Annotated in this window: 20 protein-coding genes; 2 read left to right on the top strand and 18 right to left on the bottom strand. The window is 43.7% G+C overall.

What is annotated here, in order from left to right; genetic code table 11:
• Positions 1-6: 6 nt before the first annotated feature.
• The 18 genes from AACH20_RS00175 to AACH20_RS00090 all read right to left on the bottom strand — a co-directional run bounded on the left by AACH20_RS00175 (position 7) and on the right by AACH20_RS00090 (position 14,862).
• Entirely contained in the window at positions 7-1,281 is a 1,275-nt protein-coding gene (locus tag AACH20_RS00175) for an ATP-dependent DNA helicase (RefSeq protein WP_338503031.1), read from the bottom strand.
• Position 1,282: 1 nt separating this feature from the next.
• Positions 1,283-2,260, bottom strand: a complete 978-nt coding sequence (locus tag AACH20_RS00170) for a Kiwa anti-phage protein KwaB-like domain-containing protein (RefSeq protein WP_338503029.1) — start codon at positions 2,258-2,260, stop codon at positions 1,283-1,285.
• A 39-nt stretch (positions 2,261-2,299) separates the two neighbouring features.
• A complete protein-coding gene (locus tag AACH20_RS00165) occupies positions 2,300-2,725 on the bottom strand; it encodes a ribonuclease H family protein (RefSeq protein ID WP_232273114.1) in 426 nt (141 codons plus the stop codon).
• Between the two features lie 8 nt (positions 2,726-2,733).
• Positions 2,734-4,407 (bottom strand): hypothetical protein, encoded by a 1,674-nt coding sequence (locus AACH20_RS00160; RefSeq protein WP_338503026.1) that lies wholly within the window; start codon positions 4,405-4,407, stop codon positions 2,734-2,736.
• Between the two features lie 64 nt (positions 4,408-4,471).
• Entirely contained in the window at positions 4,472-5,488 is a 1,017-nt protein-coding gene (locus AACH20_RS00155) for a gluconeogenesis factor YvcK family protein (protein ID WP_338503024.1), read from the bottom strand.
• A gap of 26 nt (positions 5,489-5,514) precedes the next feature.
• Positions 5,515-6,183, bottom strand: a complete 669-nt coding sequence (locus tag AACH20_RS00150; protein ID WP_243809562.1) for an SDR family NAD(P)-dependent oxidoreductase — start codon at positions 6,181-6,183, stop codon at positions 5,515-5,517.
• Positions 6,184-6,207: 24 nt separating this feature from the next.
• Positions 6,208-6,693: a hypothetical protein gene (locus tag AACH20_RS00145; protein WP_338503020.1), complete on the bottom strand. Its 486-nt coding sequence runs from the start codon at positions 6,691-6,693 to the stop codon at positions 6,208-6,210.
• Positions 6,680-7,297, bottom strand: a complete 618-nt coding sequence (locus tag AACH20_RS00140) for a hypothetical protein (RefSeq protein WP_338503019.1) — start codon at positions 7,295-7,297, stop codon at positions 6,680-6,682. The genes AACH20_RS00145 and AACH20_RS00140 overlap by 14 nt, the downstream gene beginning before the upstream one ends.
• A gap of 38 nt (positions 7,298-7,335) precedes the next feature.
• Positions 7,336-7,827: an NUDIX hydrolase gene (locus AACH20_RS00135; RefSeq protein ID WP_338503017.1), complete on the bottom strand. Its 492-nt coding sequence runs from the start codon at positions 7,825-7,827 to the stop codon at positions 7,336-7,338.
• A 142-nt stretch (positions 7,828-7,969) separates the two neighbouring features.
• Positions 7,970-8,587: an SAP domain-containing protein gene (locus AACH20_RS00130; protein WP_146555028.1), complete on the bottom strand. Its 618-nt coding sequence runs from the start codon at positions 8,585-8,587 to the stop codon at positions 7,970-7,972.
• A gap of 45 nt (positions 8,588-8,632) precedes the next feature.
• Positions 8,633-9,976, bottom strand: coding sequence for a glycine--tRNA ligase (locus tag AACH20_RS00125; RefSeq protein WP_338503013.1), 1,344 nt, complete (start codon positions 9,974-9,976; stop codon positions 8,633-8,635).
• A gap of 73 nt (positions 9,977-10,049) precedes the next feature.
• Complete coding sequence (recO, locus tag AACH20_RS00120) at positions 10,050-10,730, bottom strand: DNA repair protein RecO (protein WP_338503011.1); 681 nt, start codon at positions 10,728-10,730, stop codon at positions 10,050-10,052.
• Positions 10,714-11,085, bottom strand: a complete 372-nt coding sequence (locus tag AACH20_RS00115) for a response regulator (RefSeq protein ID WP_338503009.1) — start codon at positions 11,083-11,085, stop codon at positions 10,714-10,716. The genes recO and AACH20_RS00115 overlap by 17 nt, the downstream gene beginning before the upstream one ends.
• Positions 11,082-11,798 (bottom strand): sensor histidine kinase, encoded by a 717-nt coding sequence (locus AACH20_RS00110; protein ID WP_338503007.1) that lies wholly within the window; start codon positions 11,796-11,798, stop codon positions 11,082-11,084. The genes AACH20_RS00115 and AACH20_RS00110 overlap by 4 nt, the downstream gene beginning before the upstream one ends.
• 35 nt (positions 11,799-11,833) lie before the next feature.
• Positions 11,834-12,493, bottom strand: coding sequence for a hypothetical protein (locus tag AACH20_RS00105; protein ID WP_338503006.1), 660 nt, complete (start codon positions 12,491-12,493; stop codon positions 11,834-11,836).
• 39 nt (positions 12,494-12,532) lie between these two features.
• Positions 12,533-12,721, bottom strand: a complete 189-nt coding sequence (locus AACH20_RS00100; RefSeq protein WP_338503005.1) for a hypothetical protein — start codon at positions 12,719-12,721, stop codon at positions 12,533-12,535.
• Complete coding sequence (xseA, locus tag AACH20_RS00095) at positions 12,711-13,811, bottom strand: exodeoxyribonuclease VII large subunit (RefSeq protein ID WP_338503003.1); 1,101 nt, start codon at positions 13,809-13,811, stop codon at positions 12,711-12,713. Before xseA ends, AACH20_RS00100 begins: the two co-directional genes overlap by 11 nt.
• Positions 13,795-14,862 carry a lysylphosphatidylglycerol synthase transmembrane domain-containing protein gene (locus tag AACH20_RS00090; protein WP_338503001.1) on the bottom strand — a complete coding sequence of 356 codons (1,068 nt, stop codon included), beginning with the start codon at positions 14,860-14,862 and terminating at the stop codon, positions 13,795-13,797. Before AACH20_RS00090 ends, xseA begins: the two co-directional genes overlap by 17 nt.
• A 38-nt stretch (positions 14,863-14,900) precedes the next feature.
• On the opposite strand from AACH20_RS00090, the gene AACH20_RS00085 reads away from it, so the two are divergent.
• Together AACH20_RS00085 and AACH20_RS00080 are read left to right on the top strand one after the other, a co-directional pair.
• Entirely contained in the window at positions 14,901-16,094 is a 1,194-nt protein-coding gene (locus tag AACH20_RS00085; protein ID WP_338502998.1) for a TRM11 family SAM-dependent methyltransferase, read from the top strand.
• Between the two features lie 63 nt (positions 16,095-16,157).
• Entirely contained in the window at positions 16,158-16,430 is a 273-nt protein-coding gene (locus AACH20_RS00080; RefSeq protein ID WP_129632482.1) for a 50S ribosomal protein L27, read from the top strand.
• The last annotated feature ends 7 nt before the right edge of the window (positions 16,431-16,437 follow it).

The raw sequence follows: 16,437 nt of genomic DNA, 5'->3' as shown, positions 1-16,437 counted from the left end.
AAACTACTAATGAGATCTAAAGACCACACCTCTATATCTCTCAACAGACTCCCTACTTGTCTGTCTCAAAACCTCGTCAATTGCCAGCGCGTCAGGAGAAACTTCCAGCGCCCTACGGTTAATTCCGTATAGATATAAATTGTCCAGATCTCGCACGCGACTCAAAGCTACATAACCCATACCTTCAACAAACGCCTTTCTCAGGTCAATCTTAGCCGCATCAAGCGTCATTCCCTGACTTTTGTGAACCGTTATCGCCCACGCCAAACGCAGCGGAACCTGAGAAATACTCGCTCGTTTACGCTCTCCGTCCCGCAATTCCCAAACATCCGGTACCATCGTCACTCGACGACCATCTCGAAACTCAACAACAGGATATTCCGTCAACGGCTCGAAATCCACGACCGTTCCAATACTACCATTGGCATATAATTTTTGCGGCGAATTTTTAACCGCCATCACCAACGCACCCAGCTTAATTACCAGATTTTCTGGAGCCAAAACTGACCTTTGCAGATTCTCTACATAAATTTTCGAGCCTGTCGTCGTCTGCTGATACGAACGCTCTTCTCCTGGCAATTCCGCCAATTTTTGAATATTGATATCATCAACGTCGACGTTTACGGTATGCAACTCCGTAATATCTTCATCTGGCGGCTCAATTTCCGTGCGTGCTAGCAACGCTTCGACGTGGCGTCGCCTAACATCGCCAGTCCTTAAGGCTGTTAAAATCTCCAAAAGCTGTTCATCATTCTGACGATATTGTCGCTCCAAATATAAAACCGCCGGCTGAAGTTCTTGCCAAGCATCAGAATAAACCACAAATCCGCCGCCCTGCTCGTTCGGACGATTCACTGGCGGCAATTGGAAAAAATCGCCACTCATCACCAACTGAATACCGCCAAACGGCTGATCATTTTCCCTGACGGTTCTTAAAACCTTATCAATCATATCCAGCCGAAAATCGTGAAGCATTGAAATCTCGTCAATGATCAACACGTCGGTTTTAGAAATCACATCACGCCGCGTTTTTGACAATCGTTCAAAAAAATTGTTCGGCAAACGATCATTCACACCAATGCCACTCCAGCTGTGAATCGTATTGCCACCAAGATGTGTCGCCGCCAGACCAGTTGTCGCTGTTACCGACACCTTTTTACCCCGTTTTCGCGCCTGCGCAATAAAAGTATTCAACAGGTAAGTTTTGCCCGTTCCAGCCGCACCAGTCAGCAACGCCGACCGACCGCTCAGCAGAATAGCCAACGCTAATTCTTGATCCATTTTAGCCTCGTGGCGGTTCGCCCTCTGGCTCACCGAGCAGCTTCTTCGACTTAATTTCGTAACGCTTGCCCGTGATTTTACTCTCGATATAATCCTCGTTAATGAGATTTACGAACATATCCAAATCATTGCCGTCCATGATAATAATCGCGCCATTATCATCGCTCATCAATTCCAATTGCATCTCATCAGCATAATCCAAAACATCTTCCTGCTTAACCGCGCCGATTTCCAATTTCTGCAATTTATTAATCGTCTTTTTGCGCTCCTTCACCAACGCGTTAAGATCCATTCCCTCCGGAAAACTTAGCTTATATTCCTTCTCAATTTCCGCTACTTTTTTATCAGCAATCACCTGCTTTTTATACTCATAGCCAAACATTCGCTCAAATTTTCCAGGATTAAACGCAAAAATATCTTTACCAACAATCAAAACTTGATTATCATCTGGAACCTTAAAACCAACTTCCGCATTAAATGAACCAAATTTGCCATCAGAAAATTCCCAAGCCAACGCACTCTTTAGCGTCTGACCTTGCTGAATCAACTTAACCGTGTAGAATGTCGTGTCAGGGTTGTTCGGATCGGTAAATCGCGCCACAATTCCCTTCATACGCTTGAATTCGTGCTCAGTCTCCGAAAACTCCACGATGTCATGACGCTCATGTTCAATCAAATGAATCAGCGTTTCAGCTCGCCCAACCTTTTCCAAGTCAGTCCGCAACAGAACATTATCTTCCGATTCGCTCAATTCATAATCGCGAACGCTCAATCCAGTACCCGCACCCAAATTGACCTGATTGATATAATCAAACAAGAACAGCGGTCTGAGTTGCTGCTCAACATCTCCTTTTATCGGCATAAAATACGGCGTGTAATTTTTGCTAAATAAGAACAGCTCTATCTGTAAATCATTCTTCTTTGCGTCGTTTTGATTTGCCCACAAAAAAATATCAGTCGTTTCCCTCACTTCTTCCATTTTTCTAGTATAGCAATTTTTATCAGATGTCGCTAGCTGTTATTTTGTCAATCTTTCACCTTCACGCGCTCGATTAGCCCATTCGTCCGCCAGCTCATTCCCTTCATCGCCTTCATGACCACGCACCCAACGCAAATCCGCCTGAGAATTCGAATATAGTTCGTACAGTTCACGCACGATGTCCAGATTTTTAATCTCGCCACCCTTCTTCGTCCAACCGCGCTTTTCCCAGCCCGGCGCCCACTTGGTAACCACATTAATCCAAAATTCACTATCAGAATAAATCACGCACGGCGCACCATTAGCATCTTTCAATGCTGCAATTAGAGCTTTGCCCTCCATGCGAATATTAGTAGTATCGCCATCTTCCGACCCCAAAATATAAGGTTGAAGATCACGAATAACTGCAAACCCACCTGGACCGGGATTCGGCGAAGCAGAGCCGTCAGTATAGTAAGTTGTCATTAATATGATTATACACTAATCATAGCTCGCCTGGCTATCTTGCGATACGTGCTGTTCATTCTCTTAAATTTACGAACGCGCTCACGACTTTGTTTTGTTAAATGAGATTCCTTCTCTCCATCAGCACAGTTTGTAAAGAAGTCTTGCTTACGCTGCCAAATATCAGTTATCTTCTCTGCTGTTTCATCACTCATATTGACCAAATCACCGTAAATTTTCTGCAGCTTAAAGAAAAAGTGTGCCGCCTTTTTACCAGTACGAGCCACCAGACGAGCATCTGGCGTAGAAAATTGCATCTCAAACGGAGCATACGGAATTCTTCCATCGTCAGTTGCATAGAATCCCGTAATCTTCGCATCTGTAAATCCGCTACTACTATCCTTAAAACTGAACATTTTCATGTCAACGCCTGGTATCTTATCGATAATTTTCTGGCGGATCTTCTCCTGAAAATCCGAAGAACCCTTAACAACAAAACATTCGCTTTTCCGTCCTGGAGCTGGATATGGAGTAATCTTACCGCCGTTAATAGCCTTAATCACGGCACCAGCATAGGCATCGGCTAGCTGCTCGTTGTCTTGACAAATTACCGTCATACCATATAAGTCGATCGGATGGAATTCTCCCGAATCTTTCAGAGGCTGAGAACGTTTATCATAATAACCTATAGTCTGTAGTAATTTTTTACAATACGAGCCGCGGCCCTTACCTCGAGCCCTTACTTCCAATTCTGCCCCATTCGGGGTTTTTACAGTACCAGATCCAAAAAATGTACTATGCGAGGAATTGGTATTTACGGCAGGTTTCAGATCTGACTCCCCTAGCAGCTCAGAGAACACACCATTAAAGTTACCCATAGCAAAATCAAATCGTGTAGGATCAGTCGAATACCTGCTACCAAAATGCAACGACACAACCCTGTCCACCTCATTCATGATCGAATCGATATCACTGCTCAAGGCATCTTTGCGATATAAAGCATCGCCAATATTACGCCCCGTCATAACACCAATTTCATCTTTTAGCTCAGATTCCAAGTTGTCTAGCCCAATAATACTACATACTGGAATTAAGAAATTTTCAGCAAACACTGCACATTTATACGCGAACGCGCTATGATAAGGGGCGATTTTTAAGTTAGATAAGGTTATAGCTCCAGCAATCATCGCAGTCTCTAGACCTACACCTTCAGCTCCTTCGCCTTTTGTTGAGAATACCTTTATCAAGTTATCAAGATGCGGTGCTGGAATTGACGGATTTTCAGCCCACGGGCTCTTACCATAATCATCACCATCCATGTCTAAATCGTCAGGAATTGTTTGATTGTCCTTAAGCTTTAGCGCTTTTCCTGCTAGCGAGCCCTCATCAATATCTTCCATGTACGACGAAAAAGCCTCTTGTAAGACCTTATAGTCCTCAACTATACCTATAACAGTATCCTTGTTAATCTCTTCAGATACGCCATCTAGCGACCTTGTAATATAATCAATGCGTCGTCTATCACTTAAACCTTCCGGCATCCCGATAATAATCTCTGCAGCCAGTTTACGCGACGGAGTTAAGTGATCTCCGCTAAATGTCTCCACCAATCCCATGGCCAATTCTCTCCTTTCAAGAGAAAAATCAACTTCGCCTTGATTTTGAAGATTGGTGTTATTGTCTAATAATTCTTTACTTTCCATAATATAGCTTGTAAATTATATCACAAACTATAAATTTTTGCAATAGCTAGACGATAGCGGTTATCTACGCAAAATAAATCCGCATCAATTCGCGCGCTACTCTGTCGGCATCGTGACGAATCAAGCTGCGCTGAGCCGCTAACGGATCGCTGTTGGAGTTCGTATTGACCCACACGTCATCAGCAATCAAACGCTTGCCCGACGCATAATAATGCTTTTTCTTCAGCAATTCCTTATCCCACTCGACCAAATATTCGCCGTCGTGAGCATATTTCTTTATCAATTCCTCTGGCGGGCGATGATTATTGTAAAGCACATAATCCATATTCACCCCTGAAAATCGCTCAATTTCATCCGCAAAATCCGCCACGGTAAATCCATCAGTCTGCGTCGGCTTGGTAACCAAATTGCAAACATAGACTTTCTTCGCCTTCGTTTCAGCAAGCGCCCGAGTAACGCCTCGAACCAACAACGCTGGCGCCAAACTACCATATAAAAGCCCCGGCGCAATCACCACCAAATCGGCATCCAAAATCGCTTGACGGGCTCGCGGGTTAATCGTAGCTGGCGGTTTAAGCTCTAGCCACGGACGCTCGCCGCGCGGAATCTTTAGCGACTCAGCCGCGTGTTGACCATCAACAACCGTGCCGTCTTTCAGCTTAATCGACATCGTTGTATCGTCCAGAGTAATCGGATAAACTCGGCCATTGACACCCAAAACTTCGCTAGCCAATTCCACCGCATCAGCAAAACTTCCTGTCATCTTTTCCAGTGCTGCCATAAACAAATTGCCAAACGCGTGACCTTTCATACTGCCCTCGCCGAACCGGTAATTGAACAAATCGCGAACTTTCGGCGAAGTACTTAGCGCCACCAGACATTGCCTGACGTCGCCCGCCGGCAACACGCCCAATTCATCGCGCAACACGCCAGTTGAGCCGCCATCGTCGACCATATTGACCAACGCTGTAATGCTGTGTGTATATTTTTTCAATCCAGAAAGCAGCGTGAAACTTCCCGTTCCGCCACCAATAACTACAACTTTTACCCCAAAATGATCATTATTCGAACTATCTGTCATGCTTGAATTATAGCACCTTGGAAAGCCTAAACCAACGTACCTTTTGGCAACGCCCATTCCAAAAAGGGCTGCTGCTGACAATCAATCGCATTGATAATATGAGTAGCAATTTTTGCTGGATCATTAAAAAACATATAGTCAGCTGGAAGATCGCGCCCATTCCAAAACGGAGTTTTCATAGCGCCGGGCAGAAATAGTGCAACTCTAACTGGAAGTTTTTGCTCATCTGCCTGCATCCCCAAACTTCGCGCCAAACCCGCTTGAGCGTGCTTCGTGGCAACGTACACAGCTTCATCCGAGCGCGCTTTAACGCTACTTGTCGACCCAATAATCGTCAGTACAGACTTACGATTCTGCGTTGACATCTTACGCCAAGCCCATTGGACCAGCGGCAACGCGCCTGAAAAATTAACTTCCGCCATACTGCGAACACTCGGCTGATCTTCAAAATTGCCGCGCCAGCCATATCCAGCCGCCCACACAAATTGATCAATATCATCGCCGTTTAAAATCTGCTCAATTCGCGCCGACGCCGCCTCCACTTGATCTGAATAATACACATCCAGTGGAAAACCTTCTCCGTGTTTCTGCGGATTATGAGTCTTGCCCAGAACCAGCACACGCTCGCCACGTTCTCGCAGTTGCTTCGCCATTTCTAATCCAAGCCCACTCGTCCCACCAAGAATAATATGCATATGGTTATTATAGCAATGGCGATATTAAATGTAAATTCCGTATCTAAGCCTCGGCCACGCTTCTGCCAGCTCCTCGGCTGAAAATTCCTTGACAGAATCCATCTCTTGTAAAGGCGTTTCCAAGCAAAGCCCAACAGCCACGGCAGCCACTCGCTTTATGAGATATTCCGCATTATCTGAAGAAAAATAAGCATTCTTCCTGAATCCTCCTCTTATCCCTCCAACAGAATGTACACCCCGCCCATCCCGCCAGCTTCGCAGCTCAGTTTTACCATACGGAAACTGAAATGGCGATTGTATGAACGTAGACCGACCAGGAAGGCGCTTCTCTGCTAACATGATATGTCCCGAATACTCACGACAGCGACTAGCCAACATTACATCCATATCGAGAACCTCGTCCTTAACAACTAATCTAGTCAATAAAGCAAATAACAAATCCTCGTCGACTTCACCCTCCATAATATTCTCGATTTTAACTCTGGCGCCGTAATTATCAGCCTTCTTCATACGTTAAATCCTTAGCCATTTTCTTATACTCTCTCCACTTGCTACCAAAATCCACATTGCCATGGAAACGAGAAACAAGCTCATCCACTTTATCCGGATAGAAACTCTCAGTAGGCGATTCCTTAAGCTCTTCTAATGACAATCCTGCACAATGCAAAGCCACAGCTCCAACACGCAAGGCAAGTCTGACGATCTCTAGCTTCTGATCGTCGTCAGGGTTATTTTCAATGGAATCAGGAACAACAAGCTCGGTTGGTATTACTTTGCGCAAGAAAGAAATTCCACTATGCGACATAGGATCAGCTAATAGCCAACCACTTACCTTCACCTCATCTTCAACCGCCAGACACTCTGAAATAGACACTCGCGCCATATTCTCACCGATTCCGCGGACCTTCTCTATTAAATTATCATGACTACGAATATCACCCACTCTTCTGGCAAACACCATGGACGCATTCACCGTCCCATCTTCTTCCAAAGACCAATCGCCATCATAGATTCCAATCAAGCGCCGACTTTCGACAGAGGAATACTTCTCCGAGCCATCACCAGAGTCAATAAATCTAATACCAAAAGATACGCCGCCTGTACTTTTTTCCATGCCTGATATTCTATACTATTTTATGGAAAAAGTCAATACTATTCTGTCGGCAAACTATTTGCGCCACACAATTTCTGCCACTTCAAATGCACTTTATATCGAAGCGGTGCACCCGACTCGCTCTCTTGGAGTCGCAACTCTTCAGGATCCATAAACATCACTTCGTCCGCATCAACACCCGCTGAAAAATCAAAGTTTTCCGTCCACACACGACAAGAAAAACAAATTTGGTTAGCATCAATTCGCTCAACATAAATCTCGTCCGACGCATCAAAAAGCTGATAGCGAAGATTACCCTTATAGCCAACCTCCTCATACAATTCCCGCTTCAAAGCCGACTCAAAAGTTTCACCATAATCCATTCCGCCACCAGGAAGATCCCAAAGCTGCCGCCCATCCTCTTTAACAACCAAAATTTGCCCAGCATCATTATAAATCAGAGCCTTTATGGAAATGCGATACAGACAATCCAGATGGTCCGTTCCATCTAAATTCTGTGTAATGATACGTCCGTTGGTGATTTTTGTCATGAAAGTCATTATACTACACCCGAGCGCTAGATAGCTAATACCATTTCACCTACAGTATACCCTGTCTTTCCAATATCTCTTTCCAATATCCATTTACTAACTACTCATTGGGTGTTAATAAGTTAGGAATTACCTAAATTACCTAATTGTGATACTCTTTTATTTTTCCTGCATATTCAGTCAAAAGATTCTTTGAATAAATTTTTTCATTTCTTGAATCTCTAACTTCTTTCCAAAGAATAGCAGCTACTTTTAACTTATTCGAATAGTTGCGACTATTTTCGTCTGCACAGAAATCCTTTAAAAATTGATTCCATTGACAAACCGAATTATCATATTTAGCATAATCCGATTTTCCATAATAAACTTTCAGCATATCTTGAATCGTAAAACTCAAATCATTTTCACTTTTTACTTTTCTCCAAGCAGTAGCCATATCAGCAGTAAATTTAAAAGGTGCAATACCTGTTACGGCAGAGAAATATTCTCTAAATTTTGTATTAAAGGAAAACCCACATTCAAGTAATGGCATATATAGAGTAATATTTTCAACTTGCTTTGTTTCGTTTTTTATTGATGATTTTTTAATTAAATTACCCTTAAAGTACTGCTCAATAATATAATTAAGTTCTTGTTTTGTACCTCTATGTTCTAATGCTAGCGACCTGCATATCTGTGAAAGTTCTTCACGATACCAATAGTATTGATTAAACTCATCAAACGATGTGATTTTATCAAACTCAGGTCTACTTTTTGTCAATCTTTTATCTCCTCAAAACCAATTTGCTTTTTTCACGTCCAATATCTACAACTCCTCAACCTTCACTCGCCTCTGCTCCGTCGTATCCCGCTCACGAACAGTAACGGTGTCATCTTCCAGCGTCTGAAAATCGACAACTACGCAGTGTGGCGTACCAATTTCATCCTGACGGCGATAACGCTTACCGATGTTTCCATTGTCATCCCACATAACGCGTCCAGGATTTTTCTTAGATAGGTTAGTGTAGATTTCACGCGCCTTCTTCACCAATTCTGGCTTATTCTTAAGTAGCGGTGAAACGGCAAATTTAACCGGCGCCAAATGCTCTGGAAGTGCCAAATAAACACGCTTACTGCCGTTCTGCTCGTCCTCGCGATACGCACTCGACAAGACCGCCATCAGCGCCCGCTCGACGCCAAAACTCGGCTCAATCACGTGCGGCACAAACTTTTCATTCGTCCCCTTGATTGTATATTCCATACTTTTCCCGCTGACGCGCTGAATATTCATCAAGTCAAAATCAGTCCGATACGCAATTCCCATCAGCTCTTCCTTGCCAATTGGAAAATCGTATTCAATGTCGATCGTCTTCTTACTGTAATGCGCCCTGTCTTCAGCCGGAACATCCAGCTCGTGAATATTCTTAGGGTCTAATCCCAACGCCTCCAAAAACTCGTGCGTCGACTTCAACAATTCATCAAACGCTTCCTGCCAATTTTCTGGATTGACAAAATACTCAATCTCCATTTGCTCAAACTCACGGCTACGGAAAACAAAATCTCGCGGCGCAATTTCATTGCGAAACGCCTTGCCCTGCTGAGCAATTCCAAACGGCAAGTCTGGATAAAAACTATCAACAACGTTCTTAAAATTGGTAAAAATTCCCTGAGCAGTTTCTGGACGAAGATATGCAACGCTGTCTTCACTTTCAGTGGCGCCAACGCTCGTCTTAAACATCATATTAAACGTGCGAGATTTGCTTAGCGGATTTCCGTCTGGACTTTTAATTCCCCGTTCCGCAATCACTTCATCCATTTGCTCTATCGTCAAGCCGTCAGCGTCAATGCCATTATCCTTAAGAATGTGGTCGGTACGATAACGCCGATGATTAACCATATCTTCGCACAATGGGTCAACGAATGTATCAACATGCCCACTCGCCTTCCAGACTTTCGGATTCATCAAAATTGCCGCATCGACGCCATATATATCGTCGCGCTCGTCAACAAACATTCGCCACCATAAATTCATAATGTTGCGCTTCAATTGAACGCCCAGCGGACCGTAATCCCACGTTCCAGACAAACCGCCATAAACATCCGAACCCTGATAAATAAAACCGCGACGCTTACATAGGCTAATAATATCTTCCATTTTTGCTTGACTCATCAAAAACCTTTCTCCATGTTGGCAACATGGCGATTCACATTATTACCCAAATTATACCATTTTACTGACAATTTTACACTGCCGCGTGTTGTCTGGCGGTCAACCAACAATCGTTTATAACCTCAGTTATTCCGCCGATTTGCGCCACGTTTGCCAGAGGCTTGGCCTGGATTAACCTTAACAATTTGATGGCGTCCGCACCCAAATCGCCCTGCTCCGCCAATCTCAAGCCTTTCTCTGCATTGTCATACATATATTTTTTATCAGGGAGCAACGGTGCTGTCGTCACATCTGTGCGAAGATTCAATTCATCACCCAGCAAACTCGCGTATTGCAAATAAAACCACGTTTCAATCAATTTTTGGTTTATTGCAGGATTATTCAATTGCTCCAAAACTTGACTCAGCACATAATACCATTCTGGTTCGTCAATATTTTCACTCGCCGCAGAAACCAATTTCATTACCGAATAAGCAAACTGCATCCGATCGTAATCTTCCAAAATATGCCGATAAAAAGCCGATAATCGAGCGGAAGTTAATAGCCCCAAATCGCCCCGACCAGAACGAATAACCACGTCGCAAATCGCGAATAATTCGATTCCGCCCGCCAATTTACTGCGCTCGCGTCGCACACCTTTTGCGATTACGCTGCGTCGACCTTTCGGCGTTAATAATTGCAAAACTCGGTCAGCTTCGGCGTAATTCGTTCGCCTCAAAACAATTGCTTTTACTCGCTCACTCTGCCCCGTCATTTAGAACCTCGCGAAAAATCGCCCGCGCCTCATTCGGACGCATCGATGTTTTATTCAAAATCGCCTTCACACCAAGCGGACGCAAATCGTCCATTTTAACGTCGATATTCGTACAAACCACAATCGGCAAACTCGCCAAATCCGCGTACGATCGCAGTTCGTTAAGTAGCGCAATCGCCGTTTCGCCAGCTAACAACATATCCAAAATTAAAGCGTCAGGTTGCCAATTATCAATAATTTCAATCGCCTGACCGCCAGAAACCGCCACTCGATGTTCCGCCCCAATATCCGCGGCAAACTTGCCCAGAATATCCGCCCAATTCTTATCATCCTCAACGATTAACAGTTTTTTCATATCAAGCTCAACTGCCGACTAATTGGCATTTCTACATAAAAAGTTAATCCATCACGGTGACGAATCAGACCAATCCGCCCGTTCATCGCCCGCGCAAATTGATTCGCCACGTAAATCCCCAATCCACTACTTTTCGGCCTTGTTCGCACGGTTTTTCGTGTTTCCATCTCATCCAATAAGCGTCGATATTCCTTCAAACTCATCATCGGCCCAAAATCTCGCACGCTCATCCTTACGGCATCTTTTGTCGCCTTAACCGAAACCTTAATCTCCGATCCGTCCTCCGTATACGCCAACGCGTTATTTAGAAAGTTCGCTAAAATTCGCCCCAAAAGTGTTCGGTTCGCTAATATCAATTGACCATTTCGACTACTCTTAGGCCAGCTAACTTTTCGCCCATAAAGTATTGCGTTGAACTTTGTTTCCATCGCTACTTGCTGACATAAAGCCAACGGATTGACCGGTTCAAGCGGAAATAACGACGACGTTAAATTAGCTGAATTTGCCAAATCAATCGTAAGCTGTAACGCCTGCTCAGAAGTCCGAATAATTCGTTGCTGGATCTGAGTTTTATCGGCAGAACTGGTTAAGTCATCGTCCAACAGTAGCGCCAATTGCCTAATCAAAGCCAGCGGCGTTTTCAGCTCGTGTGCCGCCACCAAAACGCTCGGCAATCCCTCAAAATCAGCATCACTCCACTCTTTACCTGCCATACAATTATAGTATAGCAAATATGTACTGGGTTTTTCTATTCAGAGATTTTTACAGTGCTTAATATAGTCTGGAAATCTGGCTTAAACGTATCCGCGTCGGTTGAAAAACGAATAGTTTTATCGCGAACTTTCATCAAAACCACAGAGCCGCGCAATTCTTTCTCAAACGTACCGTCAATCCGAGTTGCTGAAATTCCATTAAACTCAGTACTACTTGAGGTCAATTCACCCTTCTTTAGTCGTGATTGATACTCATTCAGCACCGTATCCATATTCTTGTTGATAATCTCCAGCCTTAATGCAAATCGACTATTTTTATTAGTTGTCGAAGGAACTGAAACAGGGTGAAGATAAGCTTTATAATCACCCCTGTCGCTGCCGTCATTCGCTACATATACACTCCAATCTTTTGGATACATAAACGACACTCGACCGTATTCAGCAGGACCAACAAATTCAATACGTGGATTCTTAGCTGCGTCTGAATACTTCCTCCAATCAGACTCAGCCTGCTCGCGCTTACCCTCAGCAACTTTAATCGCAACTTTACTATCAACACTGCTCTTTTCTCGGGAATATTGCATGTACGCCCAAATCGCCAAAGATCCAGCAATCAAAAACAATATCAGACAGCCGATTGTGCCGACCATCCAGCCATTAACTGAGCCACGTTCACTTCTATTTCTCGTAATCATAATTAGAGTATAGCTTATGCTTTAATTGGTGTAAAGATCCTACTCAGCGTTAAAATCCTCGCTAAGAACCTCGATATCATGTCGCATATCTTCCAGCGTGGCAGTAATTTTTTTTGATAACTCTCTCGCCTCAATAAACCTCTGTTTTGCCTCGTCCAGATTAAAATCATCGCCTTGAAACCACGCGATTCGCTCGTTCAATTCAGCTATCATTTGCTCAATTGTCATATCGTTGTTCACTATTCTCAATCCTCGCTTTCATAATTATATCTTTTGTTGTAATCTCTACAATATTACCAATCTGTAAATCACCCTTGATCATTGCATAGCCACGACGCAGCGCCATTTCCGGATCATACTCAGCGATAACTTTTTGTTGCGACAATGTCGCATTTACAGCCGCGTCCACGCGACTTGACCACTGTTTTAGCGCTTCTTTTTGCAACATTGTTGCATTAAGCGACCGTTCTTCGATAGCCCTACAAATTGAATCTTTCGCGTCAATTAGCCTGTAATGCAAATGCCTAACCACTTCTCGCTTATCAGGAAACAGCAATTGCGCGGCGTTGCTCGGCGTGGCTGCGCGAACGTCCGCCGCCAAATCGCATAAACTCTCATCAATTTCATGACCAATTCCAGTCATTGTTGGAATGCGACTACTCGCCACCGTCCGTACTAGTTTTTCATCGTTAAAACTCGCCAAATCTTCCGCACTGCCACCGCCACGAATCAAAACAATCACATCTGGAGATTCTGACATTTGATTAAAATATGATATCGCTCGAACAGCTTGATCTGCAGCATTCACGCCTTGTACATTAACATCGGCGACTACGAATTTCACACCACCCCAACGCTCACCGGAAATCTTCATAAAGTCAGCATATCCCGCCGCTTTTGTACTGGAAATAACAGCCACTCGCTGGGGATATTGCGGTAATGGACGCTTTCTTTCAGAATTAAACAGACCCTCAACTGTCAATTTTTGTTTCAAAAGCTCAAAACTTCGCTTCAAACTTCCCTTGCCTAATGGGCGAATCTCTTGAACGTTCAGACTAAAGGCGCCATTATCTCTAAGCGCCGGCATTGTCCGAACGACAACTTTCATCCCGTCTTCAATTGGCGTGCGTAAATTGCTAAAACCAACAAAACATCGAACCAGCCCGTCGTCATCTTTTAGGTCGAAAAAAGCGTATTTCGGAGGATAAGACTTGAAACTAGAAACCTCGCCCTCAACTTCAACCATTCCAGCAAAAGCCACGTCAAAAGTTTGATTGACAACTGCTATGAAATTGCTAACGCTAAATCTGGGAATCATCTGGCTTGCCGTATTTAATCAATGCGTGTTGATAGAAAATATAGCCAAAGATAATCGTGCCAGTAAGTAAAATTGCTCGCGTCAGAATTATTCCAGCAATCGCCAAATCTGGCGGAGTGCCTGCCATACTTAAGAAAATAATCATAATGGTTTCATAAACTCCCGTCCCTCCAGGCGTAAACACGACAATCGCTGCCAATCCCGCCACACCGTATCCAACCATCAAAATCGCCGGATTAACAAAAACACCCAGCGACAGAAACGCCACAGCAAACATCGCCACGTCAAAAACAGTATAAACAGCTCCCCAAATCATCGGTTTTATCAGAAGTTTCGGATGATTGGACAAATCTTGAAAATCGTCCTGCATATCAACAAAAAACTCTTCGACTTTCTTCGACTTCATCACTCGTCGCTTCTTGCCCAAGGTTGCAATTTTTACCAATGTATTGATGAACTTAGACAATTTAGCCGCAGTCATCTGCATACGTCGCTTTGACGAAAACACGAAAATCAGACCAAACGTCAGCGCCAAAACCACGATAATTAGTAAGAAACTAGCGGCAACGATATAACGATTAACCTTGCCGTCAATAGCCAGCGCCAACACAGCAATCACCAACAAAACCAAAAGCGACAAAAATCCCGTAACGTAACGAATCACCTGTGCAAATGTCGAACGCGCCGAACTCACGCCGAGCTTGTGCATTCGCCACGTCGTATACGAAATTCCACTAACTCCGCCCGACGGAAAAATGTGATTGACCAAATTAAGCTCCAGCGCAATCCTCGTCTGCTCCAGCCTGGAAATATGATAAATCAGATTCTTCTCTCTCAGATACGAAAAAATCATCTCGCCACCAGCGAAGTACACAATAATCTGAAACGGCAATAGCAAGAATAATAGCCATAAATCCGCGTGCAAAAACAGATTCCACGCCTTCACGAGCTCATGCCGAGATAGAAAAATTATTATCGCCAAAACCGCCAACGTCAAAACACTCATAATGGCTCGTGGCGATTTCAACAATTGCAACACCTTCGGTAACATAACCTTCATTATACCACGATAAATGTTATAATTACGACATGTTTATAGCTATTCTTGGCCGTCAACCGGAAATCTCTATCGCTGAATTAGAGGCAGTTTACGGTGCTAAAAATGTCCAAAAAATCTCCAGCCAAGCCGCCACGGTTAATTGCGACAATTTTTCAATTGACAATCTCGGCGGAACGATTAAGTGCGGACAAGTCATAACGAAGATAAAGTCGCAAAAATCGGACCACAATACCCTACTCCAGGCGTCAAAAATTATTGTTGAAAAATACACGAAAAGCCTTTCAAATAGTCAGAAAAAAATAACGCTTGGAATAAGTTTTTATGGCAATAAAACAGATCCGAGAAACGTCCAAAAAATCGGAATTATCTTAAAAAACAACCTGAAAAAATCTGGCGTTAGTTTGCGTCTAATTCCTAATAAAACCGCCGCGCTGTCCACTGCGACCTCTCACAATAATAAACTTGGCAGGTCTGAGGCGAAAATTGAAATTATCATAGCTAAGAACGTGTACGGAGATCTGATAATCGCTGAAAGTCGTGGCACTCAAAATATCAATTCGTATACTCAGCGCGACCGCGGGCGACCAAAACGCGATGCCTTCGTGGGAATGCTTCCACCCAAGCTTGCACAAATTATGATTAACCTTTCTGGCGCAAAACCTAACGATTACCTCTGGGATCCGTTTTGTGGCACAGGAACGGTATTACAAGAAGCTGCGCTTATCGGCGTGAATGCTTACGGCAGTGATTTGAGTGATAAGATGATATCTTACACGACCGAAAATATGAACTGGGTAGAAAAAACTTTTTCGACAAACACTTTCTGGCAAGCACATCAGGCCGATGCCACCTCTGTAAAATTAACAGATGAACAGAAGAAACGGATTTCTCGAATTGTTTGCGAAACATATTTAGGTCAGCCGTTTTCCGCACCACCTAGCCCAGAAAAACTTCACGAAGTAGTCGGAAATTGTAATCACATAATTAGCGATTTTCTGCAAAATATCCATTCGCAAATCCGCCCATACACGACGCTTTGCATAGCCGTTCCAGCGTGGCAAAATCACGAAGGTAAATTTACTCACTCGCCTCTGATAAAAAATCTTAAAAAACTTGGATATCAACAAATTATCGATAAAAACCTCTTATATTACCGTGAAGATCAAGTTGTTGCCAGAGAAATATTGGTATTAAAACCGGCAGATATAGCCAAAACCGCTTGACAACTGGCTTCATTTTCGATAAACTAGAACAGATTGTTTTATAGAAACTATAAGGAGTAAAGAATGTCAAAGGTTAAAGCTGGTGGTTCTAGTAAGAACATCCACAACAATGCTGGTCAACGTCTTGGCGTTAAGCGATTTGGCGGTCAAAAAGTTTCCGCTGGAGAAGTTCTAGTTCGCCAAACTGGTGCCACAAAGATCGCTGGTGACGGCACATACGTTAGCCGCAATTTCACCATCCACGCTGCAAAAGATGGCGTAGTTGGCTTTAAGTCAGTTAAGAAAACTAAGTTTACCGGCAAATCAGAACGCCGAACACAAGTTGTTGTTCTTTAATCGGTAA

This window comes from Candidatus Minimicrobia sp. QA0096 (assembly GCF_963967315.1).
Taxonomy (GTDB): domain Bacteria; phylum Patescibacteriota; class Saccharimonadia; order Saccharimonadales; family Saccharimonadaceae; genus Nanosynbacter.
This window is presented reverse-complemented; position numbering and strand designations above follow the sequence as displayed.

Coding starts and splice junctions, on each gene's coding strand:
- AACH20_RS00175 (WP_338503031.1), bottom strand. CDS start 1,281: ATGGATCAAGAATTAGCGTTGGCTATTCTGCTGAGCGGTCGGTCGGCG.
- AACH20_RS00170 (WP_338503029.1), bottom strand. CDS start 2,260: ATGGAAGAAGTGAGGGAAACGACTGATATTTTTTTGTGGGCAAATCAA.
- AACH20_RS00165 (WP_232273114.1), bottom strand. CDS start 2,725: ATGACAACTTACTATACTGACGGCTCTGCTTCGCCGAATCCCGGTCCA.
- AACH20_RS00160 (WP_338503026.1), bottom strand. CDS start 4,407: ATGGAAAGTAAAGAATTATTAGACAATAACACCAATCTTCAAAATCAA.
- AACH20_RS00155 (WP_338503024.1), bottom strand. CDS start 5,488: ATGACAGATAGTTCGAATAATGATCATTTTGGGGTAAAAGTTGTAGTT.
- AACH20_RS00150 (WP_243809562.1), bottom strand. CDS start 6,183: ATGCATATTATTCTTGGTGGGACGAGTGGGCTTGGATTAGAAATGGCG.
- AACH20_RS00145 (WP_338503020.1), bottom strand. CDS start 6,693: ATGAAGAAGGCTGATAATTACGGCGCCAGAGTTAAAATCGAGAATATT.
- AACH20_RS00140 (WP_338503019.1), bottom strand. CDS start 7,297: ATGGAAAAAAGTACAGGCGGCGTATCTTTTGGTATTAGATTTATTGAC.
- AACH20_RS00135 (WP_338503017.1), bottom strand. CDS start 7,827: ATGACAAAAATCACCAACGGACGTATCATTACACAGAATTTAGATGGA.
- AACH20_RS00125 (WP_338503013.1), bottom strand. CDS start 9,976: ATGAGTCAAGCAAAAATGGAAGATATTATTAGCCTATGTAAGCGTCGC.
- recO (WP_338503011.1), bottom strand. CDS start 10,730: ATGACGGGGCAGAGTGAGCGAGTAAAAGCAATTGTTTTGAGGCGAACG.
- AACH20_RS00115 (WP_338503009.1), bottom strand. CDS start 11,085: ATGAAAAAACTGTTAATCGTTGAGGATGATAAGAATTGGGCGGATATT.
- AACH20_RS00110 (WP_338503007.1), bottom strand. CDS start 11,798: ATGGCAGGTAAAGAGTGGAGTGATGCTGATTTTGAGGGATTGCCGAGC.
- AACH20_RS00105 (WP_338503006.1), bottom strand. CDS start 12,493: ATGATTACGAGAAATAGAAGTGAACGTGGCTCAGTTAATGGCTGGATG.
- AACH20_RS00100 (WP_338503005.1), bottom strand. CDS start 12,721: ATGACAATTGAGCAAATGATAGCTGAATTGAACGAGCGAATCGCGTGG.
- xseA (WP_338503003.1), bottom strand. CDS start 13,811: ATGATTCCCAGATTTAGCGTTAGCAATTTCATAGCAGTTGTCAATCAA.
- AACH20_RS00090 (WP_338503001.1), bottom strand. CDS start 14,862: ATGTTACCGAAGGTGTTGCAATTGTTGAAATCGCCACGAGCCATTATG.
- AACH20_RS00085 (WP_338502998.1), top strand. CDS start 14,901: ATGTTTATAGCTATTCTTGGCCGTCAACCGGAAATCTCTATCGCTGAA.
- AACH20_RS00080 (WP_129632482.1), top strand. CDS start 16,158: ATGTCAAAGGTTAAAGCTGGTGGTTCTAGTAAGAACATCCACAACAAT.